The sequence below is a fragment of the Sporosarcina sp. FSL K6-2383 genome (assembly GCF_038618305.1).
In the GTDB taxonomy this organism is placed as follows: domain Bacteria; phylum Bacillota; class Bacilli; order Bacillales_A; family Planococcaceae; genus Sporosarcina.
The window spans coordinates 1,622,434-1,642,669 of sequence record NZ_CP152017.1; the positions used below are offsets into that span (position 1 = coordinate 1,622,434).

Here is a 20,236-nt window from a genome sequence, read left to right on the forward strand (position 1 = left end):
TATGACTTTTATTGACGTACTTTATTTTGTTATTCCGTTAACAATTTCATACGCTGCACCTCTTATTTTTACTGCAATTGGTGGTATGTTCTCTGAGCGCTCCGGTGTAGTTAACATTGGACTAGAAGGGCTCATGGTTATGGGGGCTTTCATTGGTATTCTCTTCAACCTATTTTTCGCTGAAACATTCGGTTCTTGGACACCATGGCTTGCATTGATTGCAGCAATGATTGTGGCTGCGATCTTCTCGATTATGCATGCAGTAGCGTCAATTTCATTCCGGGCAGATCAGGTTGTATCTGGGGTAGCTATCAATATGCTTGGTGTTGCAATTGCATTATTCTCCGTGAAATTGATTTTTGACAAAGGACAAACAGATTTTATTACACAAAGTATTCCACGCTTCAATGTACCTTTTCTACATGAGATTCCGTTTATAGGGCCTTTGTTTTTTAAAGGAGTCTACGGTTCATCATTTTTAGCAATTGGGCTAGCGTTCTTGGCTTGGTTTATTATATTCAAAACGCCATTTGGTCTCCGTTTACGCTCTGTTGGGGAACATCCGATGGCAGCCGATACAATGGGGATCAATGTGACGAAAATCCGCTATATTGCCGTTATTATTTCGGGTGGACTTGCGGGTATTGGTGGAGCAATTTATTCACAGACAATGACCAACGATTTTAGCCACTCAACGATTAATGGACAAGGATTTATGGCATTGGCCGCGCTGATATTCGGAAAGTGGCATCCGATCGGTGCAATGGGTGCTGCCTTATTCTTCGGATTTGCACAAGCACTCGCCATTAGTGCATCCGGCATTGAAATGTTAGAAAATGTACCTTCTGTTTATTTGCATATTTTGCCATACGTATTAACAATTCTTGCACTTGCAGGATTTATTGGAAAAGCGCGTGCACCAAAAGCAAATGGGCAACCTTATATAAAAGGGGAAAGGTAATAATTGGAGCTGCCACGAAATCTTGTACTTGCAGATTTCGGGCAGCTTTTTAGGTGTAAAGATGAGCTTTCGTACATATCATATAGTTCTACCTACAGTTTATTTGCATATTTCGACAAACGGAATGTATAGTGAAGTGAGGATTCCGCATATTAACGAAAACAAGAGGTGTTTGTATGTTTAAAAAAGTTGAGCTACAAGAAGGCGTTACCTTATATATCCGTCAGTCAGACCAGTTTAAAACGGTCAATTTCTCCGTGAAATGGAAAACAGCTCTCGACGAAAAAAAATCCGCGCAACGCGCGGTGTTATCTAATGTTTTACAAGATTCAAATGGTCGTTATAGGACGCAGACTGCGCTTCGCAACGCGTTGGACGAATTATATGGCACGGTGTTATATACGGATGTTACCAAGCGCGGCGAATCTCATATTTTCTCTTTGTACGCTGAATGTGTCAACGAGGAATATTTGTCTGAGGGCGGTGTGCTAGATGACGTACTTGGACTTATTCATACAACTATTTTCAATCCGAATTTAGTGGATGGCCAGTTTGATGAGGCGATTGTCAATCGTGAAAAACGTTCAGTCATCGAGCGAATACGTTCAGTATATGATGATAAAACACGCTATGCTCAAAAACGTATGCTTGAATTGATTCGCCCAAATAGCGCGGCATCTGCTTCGTCATATGGTACTGAAGCAGACGTAGAAGCGTTGACAGCTGCTGACTTACTTGCGGCTTACAACGGCATGTTAAATAACGATGAAATCGCTATTTACATCGTGGGGGATATTGATATCGACGATATGATCGAAAAAGTTACAGCTACATTTACTTTTAATACCCGTCAGCGTCAAGTAACTCCTCAGCCGTTCGTCATCAATCCATCAGTTGTTCAACATGTTGGTGAACAGCAGGATATGAAGCAGGGAAAATTGCATCTTGGCTTTAGCACACCTGTGACATTCCATCATCCCGATTACGCAAAAATGCAAGTGACAAATGGTGTTTTCGGTGGTTTTGCGCATAGTAAGTTGTTTATGAATGTACGTGAAAAGGAAAGTATGGCCTATTACGCATCGAGTGCTTATGCTTCGCATTATGGTTTGCTTTACGTTATGGCAGGCATTGATGCAGAGTTGGAAGATAAGGCTGTAATGCTCATTAAAGAACAATTAGTGGCGCTTCAGCAAGGAGATATTACTGATTTAGAATTGGACCAAACGAAGGCTTTACTCGCTAACGGTATTAAAAGTGCCTTTGACTCGGCGAGAGGGCAGATTGAAGTGTTCGATCAGTACAAAGAACAAGACGAGTATTTCACGGCGGAAAAACTCATCGAAGGTTGGAAGTTGGTAACAAAAGAGGATGTCCAACAGATGGCTTCTGAAATTTCGTTGGAAATTGTTTATCTGTTATCTGGCAAGGGGGCGAAGTAATTATGAAAAAAATCCATTTTGATACCTTACAGGAAACTTTATATAATGAAAAACTGTCGAATGGTCTTGATGTTTATATTTTGCCGAAACGAGGATTTTCAAAAACCTTTGTAACGTTTACAACGAAATATGGCTCTGTTGACCGAACATTTATCCCGCGGGGCAAAAAGGAAGAAGTAACTGTACCAGACGGGATTGCTCACTTTTTAGAGCATAAAATGTTCGAAAAAGAAGACGGCGATGTGTTCCAAAAGTTTAGTGTCAATGGAGCATCTGCTAATGCTTTCACATCATTTACAAGAACTGCTTATTTGTTCTCAGCGACGGATAAGCTTTATGATAATACGGAGATCCTACTTGATTTTGTACAGGAGCCGTATTTTACAGAAAAGACGGTAGAGAAGGAAAAGGGTATTATTGCCCAGGAAATAACGATGTATGACGATGAACCTGATTGGCGACTTTATTTTGGGACCATTGAAAATTTATACCATGAACATCCTGTGAAAATTGATATCGCTGGAACAGTCGAATCGATTCAAGATATTACAGCGGAACATTTATATGAGTGCTATGAAACATTTTATCATCCGTCCAATATGGTGCTATTTGTAGTAGGTGCAGTTGATCCGGAAGAAATGATGGCATTTATTAAACAGAACCAGGATGCTAAAACATTTGATGAACCGGCTGAAATTGTCCGGATATTTCCCAAAGAAGGCGATGCCATTGCTAGCACAGAGCGTACGCTGGCAATGGACATTTCAAAGCCAAAATTCAATCTGGGTATGAAGTGCAACAAAACGAATGTTGCTGGGGAAGAGATGCTCATTCAGGAGCTGTCATCTAGCCTTGTGTTGGATTTGTTATTTGGTCGAACTTCGACATTCTATACAGCAGCTTACAATGAAGGGCTTATTGACGAGTCGTTTTCCTATGATTTTACGCTTGAAAATGGCTTTGGCTTTGCGATGGTTGGTTCGGATACAGATCAGCCACAGCAGTTGGAAAGTGCTATTCGTAAAACGGTGCAAGACGCAGTAGATCACTGGCCGATTACGACAGTGGAATTGGATCGGATGCGCAAGAAGAAAATTGGGCAATTCATGCGTTCATTGAATTCACCGGAATTTATCGCCAATCAGTTTACTCGTTATGCATTTAATGATATGAACTTATTCGATGTAGTCCCAACGCTTGAAAAATTGACAGTCGACGACTTGCAAGCGGCTTTCAGAACATTCTCTGATAACAGTGGGCATTCGGTGTATTCTGTTGTACCTGCTAATAAAGACCAATGATTGAAGAACGGAAGTACTGCGTCGTACTTGGCGCATCTGGTGGCATTGGCGAAGCAATCAGCCGCAAGCTAGCCTCTGCTGGTTGGTCACTGTATCTTCATTATCATGAAAATACTTCGCAAGTGGATAATTTACAGAAGGAATTACGCTTAGCTCACCCACAGGCAGATTTTCAAGTCGTGCAAGCCGATTTTGCTTCAGAAGTCGGTGCGGAAGTGCTAGCCAAGCAAGTCCGGCAAGTAGCTGCAATTGTGGTTGCCAATGGTCAATCTATGTTGAAGCTACTTACAGAAACGGCTGTGGAGGACATGGATGCATTATGGAAAGTCCATGTTCAAAATCCTGCAAGATTTATTAGCTTAGTGTCGCCTCAATTGCGCCAGCTCGATACCTCATATATTGTGTTCATCGGTTCGATTTGGGGAAATACGGGTGCGGCGGGCGAAGTAATGTATTCCGCTGTAAAAGGGGCGCAGCACGCTTTTGTGAAAGCGTATGCGAAAGAGGCCGCATTAGCAGGAACACGTGTCAATGCGGTGGCACCAGGCTGGATTGAAACCCGTATGAATGATGCTATTCCGGCAGATGAGCGGCAGATGGTCGTCGACGAAATTCCATTGATGACCACCGGTACACCCAATCATATCGCAGAAGCTGTTCAATTTTTGCTAAGTGGCAAAGCCGATTATATAACGGGCGACATTATGAAAGTAAATGGTGGCTGGTATATGTGAAGGAACAAAAGGGAGCAATAGAACTCAGCCTAAGTTCGCCGCGTCCTGCGGCAACGTCTGAGTAACCAACGTCCTGCTGGCCCAATTCTCTCTTTTTCTTTTTTCCTTTTCTTAATGAACTATATCCGTTATTATAGAACTATATTGCTTGTTGTGCGTCCTACTAACAAAAGGGGTGTGTCGGATGGGTGAGTGGTATCTTGAATACGAAGTACAAGTAAACCGTCCTGGTCTTCTTGGCGATATATCTTCGCTACTTGGGATGTTGCGTGTCAATATTGTCACTATTAATGGTGTTGATGGTGGGCATAGGGGAATGTTATTACGAACGGATCATGATGACCAGATTGAACGTTTTGCGCAAATTGCTTCGACGATGGATACAATTCAAGTGAAGAAAATCCGTGAGCCAAAGCTACGCGATATTTTAGCAGTCCGGCATGGTCGTTATATTCAACGTGATGTAGATGAAAGAAAGACGTTTCGCTTTCTTCGTAGTGAATTGGGAATTTTGGTTGATTTCATGGCGGAAATATTTAAACAGGATGGTCATAAACTGATTGGTATTCGTGGGATGCCACGTGTTGGGAAAACGGAATCGGTTGTTGCGGCAAGTGTCTGTGCGAATAAGAAATGGATTTTTCTGTCCTCTACAATGATTAAACAAACGGTACGCAATAATTTAATGGGTGACGAGTTTTCAGAAGATAATATTTTCATCCTAGATGGTATTGTGACGCGTCGGGCGGAGGATGAGCGCCATATGCAGCTTGTTCGAGAGATGATGCGGATGCCTACGATAAAAGTGGTAGAGCACCCAGATATGTTTGTACAACATTCTGAATATGACATTGAAGATTTTGACTACATTATTGAACTAAGGACCGACCCAGATCAGGAAATTACATATGATATGATGGAAAAAAACCATATGATGTCCGACCAAGGGACAATGGGTGGTTCGGGCTTATTTAACTTCTGACAGGTAGGTGTTTTTAGTGACAGGATTAGGTGATCGCCTTCGAGAGGCGAGAATAGCAAAAGGATTTACATTGGATGATTTACAGTCCATAACCAAAATACAAAAACGGTACCTTTCAGGTATCGAAAACGAAGAATATAGTATGATGCCAGGGGCTTTCTACGTCCGTGCTTTTATTAAGCAGTACGCAGAGGCAGTCGGGTTGAATGCCGATGAAATGTTAGCGTTATATAAGGACAGCTCTCCTTCGGCTATTTCGAGAGAGGAGACGCAGCAAATTACCTCGCCAACAATGACGAGGAAAAGAGGCTTGCAAAGCAGTAACCGATTAAATGAAGTGATACCAAAAGTGATTGTTGCATTATTTATTATTGTCATATTTGTCGTCTTTTGGTTCCTTTATCAATCAGGGGTAGATAAGAATAAACTTGACGTCAACGTTGGACAAGAGGAACCACCGGTAACGGTTGAAAAGAAACCAACTCCTACAAAGCAAGAGCCTGATAAGGAAGTTGAAGGTGCTGAAGAGGATTCGATTGAGGAAGAACCGGATCAAGAGGTTGAAAAACCGGAGCAGTCGCTTGTTTATGAAAGTACAAATGGAGAAACGTCAACATATGCATTGACAGGAGCAGAGACATTCATCCTTGAAATTAAAACGTCTGGAGATTCTTGGATTGGTGTATTAGATAGTGCCAAGAAAGAACGGATGGTACCAAATGCTGCTATTATGAAGGCTGGAGGAGTGGCTGAACTAAACGTCTCTGATACAGAATCAGTGAGGATTCGTGTAGGACGTACCCAGTCTACCGAAATTTTTGTCAATGGTGAATTGCTGAAATATGAAACTGGGGATGTAACACAAAATATTATTATTGAATACAAGAAGGAATTATAGTCATCTACCCAAGATGACTATTTTCTTTGAAAGGACAGGGATTTCGAATGAATTTACCAAATAAAATTACAGTATCACGTGTGCTACTTATTCCAGTCTTTATGTTGTTCATGCTTGTGGATTTTGGTTTGGGCACTGTCACAGTGGTAGGCACTGAAATGCTAACAGGTCATTTGATCGGCGGACTCATTTTTATTGTGGCATCTATTACAGATTGGTTGGACGGCTATATTGCAAGGAAACATGGACTCGTAACGAATATGGGGAAATTTCTAGACCCATTGGCCGATAAATTATTAGTCTCAGCTGCATTAATTATTCTTGTTGAACTGGGAACAGTGTCTTCATGGATTGTTATTATTATTATTAGCCGCGAATTTGCGGTGACAGGGCTGCGAATGATCCTTGCTGGTGGAGGGGAAGTTGTAGCAGCAAACCAATTAGGGAAAATTAAAACGACAGCGCAAATACTTGCCATTGTATCACTATTATTGAATAATATCTTTTTCGAATCAATCGGCGTGCCATTCGGCATGATTATGCTATATATCGCGCTACTATTTACAATTTGGTCTGGTATTGACTATTTCTATAAGAACAGACGTGTATTGATCGATTCAATGTAAGGGGATGTTAATTCATGAAAGCTGAAATTATAGCTGTTGGCTCGGAGCTATTGCTCGGTCAAATTACGAATACAAACGCTAAATTCATATCATCCAAACTTGCGGGAATTGGTATCGATGTTTATTATCAAACGGTTGTTGGTGACAATCCTGCTCGATTAGATGAAGTCATTGATATTGCTAGGAAACGTGCGGATATATTAATCTTTACAGGTGGGCTTGGGCCAACGAAGGATGATATGACGAAAGAGACGATCTCTAAGCATATTGACACGACATTAGTAAGCGATAAGGAAGCACTTCGCTATATTCAACAGTATTTTGAACGAAGTGGGCGTGTGATGACGGATAATAATAAAAAGCAAGCACTTGTTTTTAAAGGGGCTACTGTGTTAGCAAACCGTAAGGGGATGGCGCCTGGAATGGCGGTAGAGCATGAGGGTGTGCGCTATATTTTATTGCCTGGTCCACCACATGAAATGGAACCGATGTTCAGGGATGAAGTGATTCCTTATTTGTTGGGGGCAACCGGAAATAAGGACGTTATTACGTCTCGTGTTCTGAAGTTTTACGGGATTGGAGAGGCAGAGCTTGAATTTCGTATCCAATCCATTTTGGAGAAACAGACCAATCCAACAATCGCCCCCTTGGCGACAGCTGATGCGGTGACACTACGCTTAACTGCAAAAGGACGTTCAGCTGATGAAGCCTTACAGCTAATCACACCAGTGGAGGCGGAAATTCGAGCGGTTGTCGGAGAATTCATCTTCGGGATAGATGATGAAACACTATCATCTAAAGCCGCGAAATTACTAATTCAAAACGGCTGGACGATTGCGGCAGCGGAAAGTTTAACAGCTGGTTTGTTCATGGCGGAGTTGGCTAATGAACCAGGGATTGGCTCATCACTTGCAGGCGGGATGGTCGTTTACAATGAACAGATGAAAATCGCTCAACTTGACATCGATCATACATTGCTCGATGAATTTGGCATTGTGAGTGAAGAATGTGCAGCAGCACTAGCGGTGAACATCCAGCGTAAGTTCGGAACGGATATCGGTGTGGGTCTTACAGGTGCCGCAGGTCCTTCTCCGCATGACGGAGAGCCGGTCGGGACCGTTTGGATTGGCATTTGCTTCAAAGAAGAAGAGCCGGTGACCTATAAATTGTTATTATCAGGCTCTAGGAACGCCAATCGTCTAAGAGCAGCAAGATTTGCACTCTATTATCTCATTCAACAGCTAGATGAGAAATAAGGTCAAAATTTAATTTTGCCCCCTATTCTCAATTAAAAATCATATATGCCCTCTATTCTCATTTAAAACGTAGATTCATAAAAAACTTTCGAATAAATGTTCGGTTTTTAGTTGAATGTTTTTGAATAACGGAGTATAGTAGAGACAGTAAGAAAATCTGAACGCAAACACAAACACTCTGAGGCGTGTTTGATAAAAAAAGAACATTATTTTGAGGGAGGAAATAATTTGAGTGATCGTAAAGCCGCTTTAGACATGGCGTTAAAACAAATTGAAAAGCAATTCGGTAAAGGGTCTGTTATGAAACTTGGCGAAAGGACTAACCTAGAAGTTTCAACATCTTCATCAGGGTCTCTTGCACTCGATGCAGCACTTGGTGTGGGCGGATATCCACGAGGTCGTGTTATCGAAATCTATGGACCTGAGAGTTCTGGTAAAACGACAGTTTCTCTCCATGCGATTGCTGAAGTACAAGCAAATGGTGGAACAGCTGCATTTATAGACGCAGAGCATGCGCTGGACCCAATTTATGCACGTAAATTAGGTGTGAATATTGATGAGTTAATTCTTTCACAACCAGATACAGGTGAGCAAGCACTCGAAATTGCTGAAGCGCTTGTCCGAAGTGGTGCTGTTGATATTATTGTTGTCGATTCTGTTGCAGCACTCGTGCCAAAAGCAGAAATTGAAGGAGAGATGGGTGACTCACACATTGGGTTGCAAGCTCGTCTTATGTCACAAGCTCTACGTAAACTTTCTGGTGCTATTAATAAGTCTAATACACTAGCCGTATTCATTAACCAGATTCGTGAAAAAGTAGGCGTAATGTTTGGAAGTCCTGAAGTAACACCTGGTGGACGTGCACTAAAATTCTATTCTTCTGTGCGAATAGATGTACGACGAGGTGAAGCGATTAAACAGGGCAACGATATTGTTGGAAACAAGACACGCATTAAAGTTGTAAAAAATAAGGTAGCACCACCATTCCGTACAGCAGAAGTCGATATTATGTATGGTGAAGGGATTTCTAGAGAAGGTGAAATCGTTGATCTTGGTGTTGAACTCGAAATTGTTCAGAAGAGCGGATCATGGTTTTCATATGAAGGAGAACGACTTGGGCAAGGACGCGAGAATTCGAAACAGTTTTTGAAGGAAAATCCTGCGATTCGTGCAGAAATCTCCAATAAAATTCGTGAATCCTATGGCCTTGCGAATGCAAACTATGTTATCGCAGGTCATGACGAAGATGATGAAGATGAAGAACTAGAATTACTTCTCGAAGAAAAAAAATAAGTCGGAGTAAAGCCAATCGTCCTTTTTTGAAGGGATGATTGGCTTTTATTTTTAGTATTGTATCCCGATGACCTGTGAAACCTTGACATGTCATTTTTACACGGATACAATTAGAATTGTATAATTGAATACCTTTAAACTGATTTTGGCAGTATGTTGCATGTGGATATACGAGCCGACTGAAAATGAAAAGAATGACAGAGGAGGTGGCCTAAATGCTAGAAATTATTATCATCTCCGTTTTGGTCAGTCTGCTTGTCGGTGCTGGTGTTAGCTATTTTGTTATTAAGAACGTGAATGATTCAAAAGTGACGGGTGCCAAAAATACTGCGGAACAAATTGTCGAAGAGGCGAAGCGTGAAGCAGAAGCTATGAAAAAAGAGGCACTTCTAGAAGCGAAGGATGAAACTCACAAACTGAGAATTGAAGCGGAATCAGAGGTCCGTGTACGAAGGTCGGAACTGCAAAAACAGGAAAACCGCCTTTTACAACGGGAAGAAAATCATGACCGCAAGGATGATGCTCTAAACAAAAGAGAAGCAGGTCTGGAGCGTAAGGAAGAAACGCTAACCGGAAGACAACAGCATATCGAGCAGATGGAACGCAAGGCGGAAGAACTTGTTGCCGTTCAAAAAACGGAACTTGAAAGAGTATCATCCCTCACAAGAGATGAAGCGAAAAGACTTATCCTGAGTGAAGTGGAGCAAGAACTCGCTACAGATATCGCTGTTATGACGAAGGAATCAGAACAACGTGCGAAGGAAGAATCGGATAAGAAATCACGTGAAATCTTATCACTCGCACTGCAACGTTTCGCAGCGGATCATGTTGCTGAAACAACTGTATCAGTTGTCAACTTACCAAACGATGAAATGAAAGGTCGCATCATTGGGCGTGAAGGACGCAATATCCGCACACTTGAGACCTTAACGGGCATCGACTTAATTATTGATGATACACCAGAAGCAGTTATATTATCAGGGTTCGACCCAGTTCGTCGGGAAACGGCACGTCTTGCATTAGAGAAACTTGTACAAGATGGACGCATTCACCCAGCTCGAATTGAAGAAATGGTTGATAAGTCAAGGCGTGAAGTGGATGAACTTATCCGTGAAACTGGAGAACAAACATCATTTGATATTGGAGTTCATAATTTACACCCCGATCTTATCAAAATTTTAGGTAGATTACGTTTCCGTACAAGCTATGGTCAAAATGTTTTGAAACATTCAACAGAAGTTGCCTACCTGTCAGGACTGTTAGCCGCTGAGCTTGGTGAGGATGTTACACTAGCAAGACGCGCAGGACTTCTACATGATATCGGAAAAGCGATTGACCATGAAGTCGAAGGAAGCCATGTTGAAATTGGTGTGGAGCTAGCAACGAAATACAAAGAACATCCAGTTGTCATTAATAGTATTGCATCCCATCATGGGGATACAGAAGCGACTTCGGTTATTGCGGTACTCGTCGCCGCGGCAGATGCTTTATCAGCCGCAAGACCTGGTGCACGCAGTGAAACACTGGAAAACTACATTCGTAGACTGCAGAAACTTGAAGAGATTTCAGAATCCTATGACGGTGTAGAGAAATCATTTGCGATTCAGGCGGGGCGTGAGGTTCGAATCATCGTTCGTCCTGATCAGATTGATGATATTACCGCGCATCGTCTAGCAAGAGATATTCGAAAGCGAATTGAAGAAGAACTTGATTATCCAGGGCATATTAAAGTAACGGTCATTCGTGAAACGCGAGCGGTCGAATACGCAAAATAATTAAAAGGGGGCTTCCGCGCACTTCGGTCCGGAAGCCCCCTTTTCTATTGGGAGAGAACTGTACATGAAAGTATTATTCATAGGCGATATTGTAGGTTCACCAGGACGGGACATGTTGTTTGATTATTTACCTAGGCTGAAACGAAAATATAGCCCTGATGTTATTATTGCAAACGGTGAGAATGCAGCATCGGGTAGAGGGATTACGAAGGCGATTTTTGACGATTTACTGCGCGCAGGAGTAGATGTTGTCACAATGGGCAATCATACTTGGGACCAAAAAGAGATTTATGATTTTATCGACGAGACAGATTATTTGATTCGCCCGGCGAACTTTTCGGATGAAGCCCCTGGTAGGGGAATGACGACGATTTCACGTGATGGTGTAACGTTGTCCATTATTAATTTACATGGACGGACATTTTTACCGCCACATGGCGATCCATTTGAAAAAGCGGATGAACTAGTGTCCGAAGCGAAAGGGATATCTCCACTCGTATTCGTCGATTTCCATGCAGAAGCAACGAGTGAGAAAATTGCGATGGGTTGGCACCTAGATGGCAAGGCTTCAGTAGTTGTAGGAACGCATACACACGTCCAAACAGCAGACGATCGCATTTTGCCGGGTGGAACAGCCTATTTGACGGATGCCGGTATGACGGGCCCTTATGATGAAATTTTAGGGATGAAAAAGGAAGACGTCATTTACCGATTCCGCACCAATATGCCTGTACGTTTTGAAGTACCTAAAAATGGACGTACTCAGTTGAACGGTCTTTTTGTTGAACTGGACAATCAAACTGGAAAAGCATTAGCAGTTGAGCGTGTAAGCATTAATGATGATCGTCCCCTCAAAGGATGATTCGCGTCTAAACATCACCTCCGATTCATAGGATAGTTTATGGAGATATCCATTCCATAGATATCGGACAATAAGGAGGAATAATGGTGAATCCATTGAAGGTATCATCTCGCTCGAATCCGAATTCAGTTGCAGGAGCACTTGTCGCAGTTATCCGGGACCAAGGGTATGCAGAAATGCAGGCGGTAGGTGCAGGTGCTTTGAATCAGGCGGTAAAGGCAATTGCCATTGCACGTGGGTTCGTAGCACCTAGTGGTGGAGATCTCGTCTGTGCACCGGCTTTTACTGATATTGAGATTAATGGTGAGGGACGTACAGCATTGAAATTACTCGTTGAAAAACGTACACGTTAATGAAGTGAAATTTAAGAATTGAGGCCACGGGGAGCTTATTTTACCGTGGTCTTTTATGATTTTTTAAATTATACCTGTGACAAACAACCGACAAAGAAGCCTCATCTTGTACAGCAGGCCTTCAATTCAGTATACTAGAAGTATATAGGTACATTCCTAAGGGATCGTAGGAAAGGGGAGTTCTTTATGAATGAGGAACAGCGTTTAAATGCGGTATCTGTAAAACCAGTAGTTGAAGAAAAGGATTATAGTCAATATTTCCAAACTGTTTATACACCACCCTCATTGAAAGACGCGAAAAAGCGTGGGAAAGAAGAAATCGCCTATCATGATGACTTCCAAATCGACGAACGCTTTCGCGATATGGGAATAGGTCGGAAATTTTATATACGTACATACGGCTGTCAGATGAATGAACATGACACGGAAGTGATGGCAGGGATTTTTACGGGTCTAGGCTATGAAATAACTGACACTGTTGAAGATGCGAATGTTGTGTTACTCAATACTTGCGCGATTCGTGAAAATGCGGAAAACAAGGTGTTCGGAGAGCTGGGTCATTTGAAATCGCTAAAAAGACGAAATCCCGACGTACTTATTGGAGTATGTGGTTGCATGTCGCAAGAAGAATCAGTGGTCAATAAAATCCTGAAGACTTACGATCAAGTGGATATGATTTTCGGTACCCATAATATTCATAGGCTACCCCATATTTTACACGAAGCTTATCTTTCAAAAGAAATGGTTATTGAAGTGTGGTCTAAAGAAGGGGATATTATTGAAAACCTTCCGAAGGTACGTCACGGTAACATTAAGGCATGGGTCAATATTATGTATGGCTGCGATAAGTTTTGTACGTATTGTATCGTGCCGTACACGCGTGGCAAGGAACGTAGTAGACGACCTGAGGACATTATCCACGAAGTACGCCAATTGGCGGCACAGGGCTACCGGGAAATTACGGTACTAGGTCAAAATGTCAATGCGTATGGAAAGGATTTTGAGGATGTTGACTACCGTTTTGGCGACTTGATGGATGATTTGCGGAAAATCGATATCGCGAGAATCCGTTTTACAACGAGTCATCCACGCGACTTTGATGACCATTTGATTGAAGTACTTGCCAAAGGTGGCAATCTGGTCGATCATATCCATCTGCCAGTACAATCGGGTTCAAGTGATATTTTGAAAATTATGTCTAGAAAGTATACACGCGAGCATTATTTAGGGCTTGTCCGTAAAATAAAACAAGCGATTCCGAGTGTAACGTTGACGACGGATATAATTGTTGGCTTCCCAAATGAAACGGACGAGCAGTTTGAAGAGACAATGTCATTATATAAAGAAGTCGGCTTCGATATTGCATACACGTATATTTATTCACCGCGTGATGGTACACCAGCTGCCAAAATGGAGGATAATGTGCCAATGGAAGTGAAAAAAGAACGATTGCAGCGACTGAATAAGCTTGTAAATGACGGGTCGGCAGAGGCGATGAAGCATTACAAAAATCAAATCGTTGAAGTACTTGTCGAAGGGGAAAGCAAAAAAAATTCAGAAGTACTTGCAGGCTATACGGCGAAAAACAAATTGGTCAATTTTAAAGCACCTCAATCAGTCATTGGAAAACTAGTGAATGTCAAAATAACAGAGGCCAAAACATGGTCACTCGACGGTGAATTTATCGGCGTTGTAGAAAAGGAAAAGGTGAAGAGCTAATGGGAAAATTATATACAAAAGATGAGATTGTCGCAAAAGCCAATGAAATTGCAATGATGATTGCAAATACAGAAGAAGTCGAATTTTACAAACGCGCAGAAGCACAAATTAATGAAAATCAAAAAATCCGTGAAAGTATTGCGAGTTTAAAAACGTTACAAAAGCAGGCAGTTAATTTTCAACAGTATGGGAAAGAAAAAGCACAGGGTTTAGTTGAAGGTAAAATTGATAAAATTCAAACTGACATTGATGGAGTGCCGATTGTTCAGGAGTTCAAGCAATCGCAAATGGACGTTAATGATTTGCTTCAACTGGTATCGAATGCCATTGCTAACGGTGTGACGGATGAAATCATGCGATCAACAGGTGGCGATGTAACACGTGGCGAAACAGGTTCTTATATAAAAAGTACGACATATGACAAACTATAAGAGATCGGCAGGGAAAATTTCCTGCCGATTTTTTTCACTCTCTGGGCTTTTGTTGCATAGAATGGATTGAAGCGAATGGAGGAGGAGTCAAGCTGAAAAATTTACGTCAGATCGTAGCGAGGACAATTATTGCAAAAGGGAAGCAGCGGACTGAAATGAAAGCGACGTTAAAGCCGCCACATAGCCCCACAAGTATATTAGGCTGTTGGGTCATCAACCATACGCATCAGGCGAAAAAGGTTGGTAAATACATTGAAGTGACGGGTAAATTCGATGTTAACGTCTGGTATTCCCACCAAGATCATTCCAAAACGTCTGTTTTCACAGAATGTGTGACGTACAAAGAAAGGATTCGTCTACATTATCGTGATGAGCCAACATCCAGCCATGAAGAAATTATCGTAAATGTCATCCAGCATCCGAATTGTACAGAAGCGATTATCTCGGAATGCGGGGAAAAATTCATCATTACCGTTGAACGAGAATTAATCGCGGAGGTTATCGGCGAAACGAAAATTTGTGTCCTAGTCCATGAGCAGCATAATTTTGAAGAAGAATGGCCTTATCGGGATGAATCGTCATCACTAAATCAGGAGCACAATCATGGCGATCGGCAGGAAAAACGGGAGGAGTCCCGACAAGAAGACAGACCTGGACGCGGTCACGGGCACGAACATCCAAGAGGTAAAGATGCACCATCCTTTTAAGAGCCGGCAAACACTCCGGCTTTTTTCTTTTTGACTTCTCGCGATGTTGGAGACTTTCCTGATTTTGTTGGATACCTGTTTACGAGGTTTCTTCAGAACTTGGGTACTTTGTCACCCGATTTTGGTGGTATAATGATAAAAAAAGTAACTGTAGTGAGGTATTCAAATGACAACACATACACCAATGATTCAGCAATATTTACAAGTGAAGGCACAGCATGAGGACGCATTTTTATTTTTTAGGTTGGGTGATTTTTATGAACTATTTTTTACGGATGCAACAGAGGCATCTCAAATTCTTGAAATTACGTTAACGAGCCGTGATGCCTCAGGGGGGCGTGAGCGTATTCCAATGTGTGGCGTGCCGTATCATTCGGCTGCTGGTTATATTGAAACGCTTGTCCGCAAAGGACATAAAGTAGCGATATGTGAACAAACAGAAGACCCAAAAACAGCGATTGGCATTGTAAAAAGAGAAGTCGTAAAAATTATTACACCGGGTACAATGACGGAAGGGAAAACGATTGACGCAAGCAGGAATCATTTCATCGGTGCTGTGGATAGCCTAGATGACGACCATTATGCGCTTGCTTATCTTGATCTCGCAACAGGGGAAGGTAAGGTAGAGCGTGTTGAAGGGGATGAACGGACGTTAATCGCCGAAATTGAAGCGCTCGGGATGAGGGAAATTGTTGTTGGTGAAAGGCTGCATATCGCACTTAGTGATAGCATGGCGAAGCGTAATATAGTGCTGTCTATTGAACATAGCGATGAACAAAGTGAGACAATAGAGTTGTTTGGCAATATTCCTGCGCTTGTAACGGAAGCATGTACGATGCTCGTATCCTACATCAAACGGACGCAGAAAACGGCACTTGACCATATCCGCCCATTCGAATTCATCGAAAAGCATGCGAAACTGTCCATAGACGCTAATTCCATGCGCAATCTCGAATTGGTCCAATCAATCCGTAACGGCAGTAAGGAAGGCACACTCTACTGGTTGTTGGATGAAACTGTGACGGCGATGGGCGCACGTAAGCTGAAAATGTGGATTCATCAGCCGCTTGCACAGCAAACCGCTATTGAAAATCGACAGAATACCGTCACTGAGCTGATGGAGGAGTTTTTCCTTAGTGATGAGCTGAAAACGAACTTGAAGGAAGTTTATGATTTGGAGCGATTGGCTGGGCGTATTTCAATGGGAAGTGCCAGTGGTAGGGATTTGGCGCAATTACGAAACTCCTTGCGTCGTGTACCAGAGGTCAAACGCTTGCTCCAAGAAGCACAGCGACCGTTATTGAATCATTTCGCACAGCGCATTGACGTTTGTGAAGAAGCACTGACAACGCTCGAAGCAGCGATAGCCGAAAATCCACCGTTATCTGTGAAGGAAGGTGGGGTTATTAAAGATGGCTACGATGCCCAACTTGATCAGTACCGAGATGCTTCAAAAAACGGTAAGGTGTGGCTGGCAGAGCTTGAACGTGAAGAGCGTGAACGGACAGGTATTAAAACGCTGAAAATCGGCTATAATCGTGTCTTTGGCTATTTCATCGAAATCACGAAATCTAATATTCATCTCGCCGACTTAGGGCGCTATGAACGCAAGCAAACGCTTGCCAATGCAGAACGTTACATAACGCCGGAATTGAAAGACAAGGAAGACTTAATTCTCAATGCAGAGGCGGAAGGGCAGGAGTTGGAATACCGCCTATTTAGCAGCGTCCGTGATGCTATGAAAACGCATATTCGAAAAATTCAACATCTCGCAAGTGTCCTAAGTGAATTGGATGTACTATTAGCCTTCGCGGCAGTGTCGGAAAAACGTAATTATGTGAAGCCGGTATTTCATGAGGGTGTCGCTTTGGAAATTAAAAACGGTCGTCACCCCGTTGTTGAAAAGATGATGGATCATTCGCTTTATGTGCCAAATAGCTGTAAATTAGCAGAACAAGCGAATATGCTACTCATTACTGGGCCAAATATGTCCGGTAAGAGTACGTATATGCGCCAAGTAGCTTTGACGGTTGTTATGGCACAAATCGGCTGTTACGTACCTTGTGAACATGCATCTTTGCCTGTCACTGATCAAATTTTCACGCGTATTGGGGCAGCAGATGACCTTGCCTCGGGTCAAAGTACATTCATGATGGAAATGATGGAGTCGCAACATGCAATCGCCAATGCAACAGAGAAAAGTCTCTTATTGTTCGATGAAATTGGGCGAGGGACATCCACCTATGACGGCATGGCACTTGCGCAGGCCATGATGGAGTATATTCATCATGAAATTGGGGCCAATACATTATTCTCGACACATTATCATGAACTAACGAATTTAGATAAAGAGTTATCTCGTTTGGAAAATGTACATGTCGCTGCGATGGAGCAGGATGGCAAAGTAGTGTTTCTCCATAAAGTAATGGCAGGTCCAGCTGATAAAAGCTATGGAATTTACGTGGCGGAACTGGCGGGACTTCCAGCACCACTATTGGAACGGGCAAAAAACTTACTGTCCGCATTTGAAAGTGCAGACAAAGTAGTTACGCCAGCAGACGAGCCGCAGCAACTCACCTTTTTTGATGATTTATCAAAAGAAGAGCCGCCAGCACACTCAGCTGTAGAACAGCAAGTGCTCGAAGCTTTAGCAGGGTATGATGTATTGAATATGACACCACTTCAAGCATTCCAATACATTTACGATATGAAAGAAAAGCTTAGTTCATCTGAACTCAGCGGAAAACCCCGTATCAATAAGTGATGGGATGAATGTAAGAGCATTTCATTCAGTAGTAGTTCAAACGCCTGCTGAATTCAGATGAAGCCTCCGGCGGATATCACGGATTTTTAATGGAGCTTTAAGAAGGCAGTCTAAGTGCGCGACGTCCTGAAAGGAAGTGCCTTAATTTCTGCAAAGAACGCAGAAATATGGCAAATCGAACCCATTGCTGTTCGATTCGCAACGACTGCATGACCTACTTCCTGTAGGCCTCAAGCTCGAAAAAAATCCGGACACAATTACGCCAAGGCGTAATTGATAGAAAGGGTGATTCGGATGGATATCATTAAAGTGATGGACGATACGTTATCGAATAAAATTGCAGCGGGTGAAGTCGTTGAACGTCCAGCATCCATCGTCAAAGAACTCGTTGAAAACGCCATAGATGCAGACAGCTCAGTCATAGAAATCGCACTAGAGGAAGCCGGCCTGACGTCCATTCGCGTGACCGACAATGGGAAAGGGATGTCGCGGCAGGATGCCGTCCAATCCTTTGAGCGTCATGCTACAAGTAAAATTACCAACGATCATGATCTGTTCCGCATTCGAACACTTGGTTTTCGAGGAGAAGCACTCGCTAGTATTGCCTCTGTCTCCAAAATTAGTATGTGGACGTCGGATGGGGAAACGTCTGGAACGGAAGTCCAGATGGATGGCGGGCGTTTAACGAAGCATGATAACGCTGCGTTTCGTAAAGGGACGGACATTACCGTCTCTCAATTATTTTTTAATACGCCCGCACGTTTAAAATATATGAAAACCATCCAAACGGAGCTTGGCCATACGATAGACCTCGTCAATCGATTGGCACTTAGCCATCCGTCAATTGCATTCAAGCTCTCGCATCATAGCCAAGTGTTACTACAAACTTCTGGCAATGGTGATCAACGTCGCGTTCTTTCGGATATATACGGCATTGCAGTTGCCAAAAAAATGGTCCCTTTTTCGGGTGGAAACGCGGATTACAGTGTACATGGCTACGTGACATTACCAGAAATGACCCGCGCGTCGAAAAATTATATGACGCTAATCGTCAATGGTAGATGGGTGAAAAGTCACGCCGTCAATCATATTGTACTGGACGCATTTCACACCTATTTGCCGATTGGGCGGGCACCAGTCGCTGTCATTAATGTCGAGGGAGACCCCTTTTTAACAGATGTCAATGTTCATCCTTCCAAACAGCATATTCGTATGAGTAAGGAAGGGGATCTGTTGACCGTTATTAAAGAAGCAGTGCGTGACGCGATTAAAAAAAGCGTTATCGTGCCAGATGCGATAAAAAAAGAGCCGGTTAAGAAAATCCAGTCAGAGCAAGTGAATATATGGGATTCATTCCATACTGTAAAATCTTCTCCAATCCCAGAGAGTTTACCGAAGAGTGAGCCAGAGCGAGCCACAACCAATCAACCATATGAAGCGTTGGAAACCAAAGAGAATGTCAGTGAACGACCCCTTTGGACGGTCAATGAAGCGTCAGTTGCTTCTGAGCCACCAGTGATTGAGCCAGAAAAAAAGTTTCCTTCACTCGTTCCAGTTGGGCAGGTGCATGGGACGTATATTGTGGCACAAAACGAAGATGGCTTTTTTATGATTGACCAACATGCTGCGCAAGAACGCATAAAATATGAGTTTTTCCGAGATCAGTTGGCAAAACCAAATCACGGAGAGCGCCAGTTACTATTGCTCCCTCTGATGTTTCATTACTCAGCCGATGATAAAACGAAAATCCAGGAAAATGTCACATTACTTCAGGATGTTGGTATTTTTCTTGAAGAATTCGGTCCTGCTTCTTATACAGTAAAGGAATATCCATCCTGGTTTCCAGCAGGACAGGAAACGGAGATTATCGAAGAACTCATTGAACAAGTGTTGGAAAAACGTAAAGTGGATATCGGCAAACTACGTGAGGAAGCTGCTATTATGATGAGTTGTAAACGCTCTATCAAGGCCAATCATTATTTGACAGTAGCGGATATGGAGATGCTGCTGGATGATTTATCGAAATGTGAAAATCCTTTCACTTGTCCACATGGAAGACCTGTACTCATTCATTTCACCACATATGAACTTGAGAGAATGTTTAAACGTGTCATGTGAAAATAACAGGACGG

The 20,236-nt window shown here is 42.6% G+C and carries 17 protein-coding genes; all 17 read left to right on the forward strand.

Annotation, left to right across the window (positions count from 1 at the left end; all coding sequences use genetic code 11):
* The first annotated feature begins 1 nt into the window (after position 1).
* The 17 genes from MKZ10_RS08090 (at position 2) to mutL (ending at position 20,222) form a co-directional block, all read left to right on the forward strand.
* Positions 2–961 (forward strand): ABC transporter permease, encoded by a 960-nt coding sequence (locus MKZ10_RS08090; protein WP_342509581.1) that lies wholly within the window; start codon positions 2–4, stop codon positions 959–961.
* Positions 962–1,137: 176 nt separating this feature from the next.
* Positions 1,138–2,403, forward strand: coding sequence for a pitrilysin family protein (locus tag MKZ10_RS08095; protein WP_342509582.1), 1,266 nt, complete (start codon positions 1,138–1,140; stop codon positions 2,401–2,403).
* 2 nt (positions 2,404–2,405) lie between these two features.
* Positions 2,406–3,704, forward strand: a complete 1,299-nt coding sequence (locus MKZ10_RS08100; protein ID WP_342509584.1) for a pitrilysin family protein — start codon at positions 2,406–2,408, stop codon at positions 3,702–3,704.
* Positions 3,701–4,438, forward strand: a complete 738-nt coding sequence (locus tag MKZ10_RS08105) for an SDR family oxidoreductase (protein WP_342509586.1) — start codon at positions 3,701–3,703, stop codon at positions 4,436–4,438. The genes MKZ10_RS08100 and MKZ10_RS08105 overlap by 4 nt, the downstream gene beginning before the upstream one ends.
* A gap of 184 nt (positions 4,439–4,622) precedes the next feature.
* A complete protein-coding gene (locus MKZ10_RS08110) occupies positions 4,623–5,420 on the forward strand; it encodes a DUF3388 domain-containing protein (protein ID WP_342509588.1) in 798 nt (265 codons plus the stop codon).
* Positions 5,421–5,436: 16 nt separating this feature from the next.
* Positions 5,437–6,318 carry a RodZ domain-containing protein gene (locus tag MKZ10_RS08115; protein WP_342509590.1) on the forward strand — a complete coding sequence of 294 codons (882 nt, stop codon included), beginning with the start codon at positions 5,437–5,439 and terminating at the stop codon, positions 6,316–6,318.
* Positions 6,319–6,365: 47 nt separating this feature from the next.
* Positions 6,366–6,944 (forward strand): CDP-diacylglycerol--glycerol-3-phosphate 3-phosphatidyltransferase, encoded by a 579-nt coding sequence (gene pgsA, locus MKZ10_RS08120; RefSeq protein ID WP_342509591.1) that lies wholly within the window; start codon positions 6,366–6,368, stop codon positions 6,942–6,944.
* 14 nt (positions 6,945–6,958) lie between these two features.
* On the forward strand, positions 6,959–8,200 hold the full coding sequence (locus MKZ10_RS08125; protein WP_342509593.1) for a competence/damage-inducible protein A: 1,242 nt from the start codon (positions 6,959–6,961) through the stop codon (positions 8,198–8,200).
* Positions 8,201–8,428: 228 nt separating this feature from the next.
* Positions 8,429–9,493 carry a recombinase RecA gene (gene recA / locus MKZ10_RS08130; protein WP_342509595.1) on the forward strand — a complete coding sequence of 355 codons (1,065 nt, stop codon included), beginning with the start codon at positions 8,429–8,431 and terminating at the stop codon, positions 9,491–9,493.
* 215 nt (positions 9,494–9,708) lie between these two features.
* Positions 9,709–11,268 (forward strand): ribonuclease Y, encoded by a 1,560-nt coding sequence (gene rny / locus MKZ10_RS08135; RefSeq protein ID WP_342509597.1) that lies wholly within the window; start codon positions 9,709–9,711, stop codon positions 11,266–11,268.
* Positions 11,269–11,332: 64 nt separating this feature from the next.
* Positions 11,333–12,130: a TIGR00282 family metallophosphoesterase gene (locus MKZ10_RS08140; RefSeq protein WP_342509599.1), complete on the forward strand. Its 798-nt coding sequence runs from the start codon at positions 11,333–11,335 to the stop codon at positions 12,128–12,130.
* 86 nt (positions 12,131–12,216) lie between these two features.
* Positions 12,217–12,483, forward strand: coding sequence for a stage V sporulation protein S (locus MKZ10_RS08145; RefSeq protein WP_203246292.1), 267 nt, complete (start codon positions 12,217–12,219; stop codon positions 12,481–12,483).
* Between the two features lie 186 nt (positions 12,484–12,669).
* On the forward strand, positions 12,670–14,202 hold the full coding sequence (gene miaB / locus MKZ10_RS08150; RefSeq protein WP_342509601.1) for a tRNA (N6-isopentenyl adenosine(37)-C2)-methylthiotransferase MiaB: 1,533 nt from the start codon (positions 12,670–12,672) through the stop codon (positions 14,200–14,202).
* Complete coding sequence (locus MKZ10_RS08155) at positions 14,202–14,633, forward strand: RicAFT regulatory complex protein RicA family protein (RefSeq protein ID WP_342509603.1); 432 nt, start codon at positions 14,202–14,204, stop codon at positions 14,631–14,633. Before miaB ends, MKZ10_RS08155 begins: the two co-directional genes overlap by 1 nt.
* 155 nt (positions 14,634–14,788) lie before the next feature.
* Positions 14,789–15,340, forward strand: a complete 552-nt coding sequence (gene cotE, locus MKZ10_RS08160; protein WP_342509605.1) for an outer spore coat protein CotE — start codon at positions 14,789–14,791, stop codon at positions 15,338–15,340.
* Positions 15,341–15,506: 166 nt separating this feature from the next.
* Complete coding sequence (gene mutS / locus MKZ10_RS08165; protein WP_342509607.1) at positions 15,507–18,104, forward strand: DNA mismatch repair protein MutS; 2,598 nt, start codon at positions 15,507–15,509, stop codon at positions 18,102–18,104.
* Between the two features lie 294 nt (positions 18,105–18,398).
* A complete protein-coding gene (mutL, locus tag MKZ10_RS08170) occupies positions 18,399–20,222 on the forward strand; it encodes a DNA mismatch repair endonuclease MutL (protein WP_342509609.1) in 1,824 nt (607 codons plus the stop codon).
* The last annotated feature ends 14 nt before the right edge of the window (positions 20,223–20,236 follow it).

Excerpts from the sequence above, each read along its gene's own strand:
- MKZ10_RS08090 (WP_342509581.1), top strand. The coding sequence starts at position 2 with ATGACTTTTATTGACGTACTTTATTTTGTTATTCCGTTAACAATTTCA.
- MKZ10_RS08095 (WP_342509582.1), top strand. The coding sequence starts at position 1,138 with ATGTTTAAAAAAGTTGAGCTACAAGAAGGCGTTACCTTATATATCCGT.
- MKZ10_RS08100 (WP_342509584.1), top strand. The coding sequence starts at position 2,406 with ATGAAAAAAATCCATTTTGATACCTTACAGGAAACTTTATATAATGAA.
- MKZ10_RS08105 (WP_342509586.1), top strand. The coding sequence starts at position 3,701 with ATGATTGAAGAACGGAAGTACTGCGTCGTACTTGGCGCATCTGGTGGC.
- MKZ10_RS08110 (WP_342509588.1), top strand. The coding sequence starts at position 4,623 with ATGGGTGAGTGGTATCTTGAATACGAAGTACAAGTAAACCGTCCTGGT.
- pgsA (WP_342509591.1), top strand. The coding sequence starts at position 6,366 with ATGAATTTACCAAATAAAATTACAGTATCACGTGTGCTACTTATTCCA.
- MKZ10_RS08125 (WP_342509593.1), top strand. The coding sequence starts at position 6,959 with ATGAAAGCTGAAATTATAGCTGTTGGCTCGGAGCTATTGCTCGGTCAA.
- rny (WP_342509597.1), top strand. The coding sequence starts at position 9,709 with ATGCTAGAAATTATTATCATCTCCGTTTTGGTCAGTCTGCTTGTCGGT.
- MKZ10_RS08140 (WP_342509599.1), top strand. The coding sequence starts at position 11,333 with ATGAAAGTATTATTCATAGGCGATATTGTAGGTTCACCAGGACGGGAC.
- miaB (WP_342509601.1), top strand. The coding sequence starts at position 12,670 with ATGAATGAGGAACAGCGTTTAAATGCGGTATCTGTAAAACCAGTAGTT.
- MKZ10_RS08155 (WP_342509603.1), top strand. The coding sequence starts at position 14,202 with ATGGGAAAATTATATACAAAAGATGAGATTGTCGCAAAAGCCAATGAA.
- cotE (WP_342509605.1), top strand. The coding sequence starts at position 14,789 with ATGAAAGCGACGTTAAAGCCGCCACATAGCCCCACAAGTATATTAGGC.
- mutS (WP_342509607.1), top strand. The coding sequence starts at position 15,507 with ATGACAACACATACACCAATGATTCAGCAATATTTACAAGTGAAGGCA.
- mutL (WP_342509609.1), top strand. The coding sequence starts at position 18,399 with ATGGATATCATTAAAGTGATGGACGATACGTTATCGAATAAAATTGCA.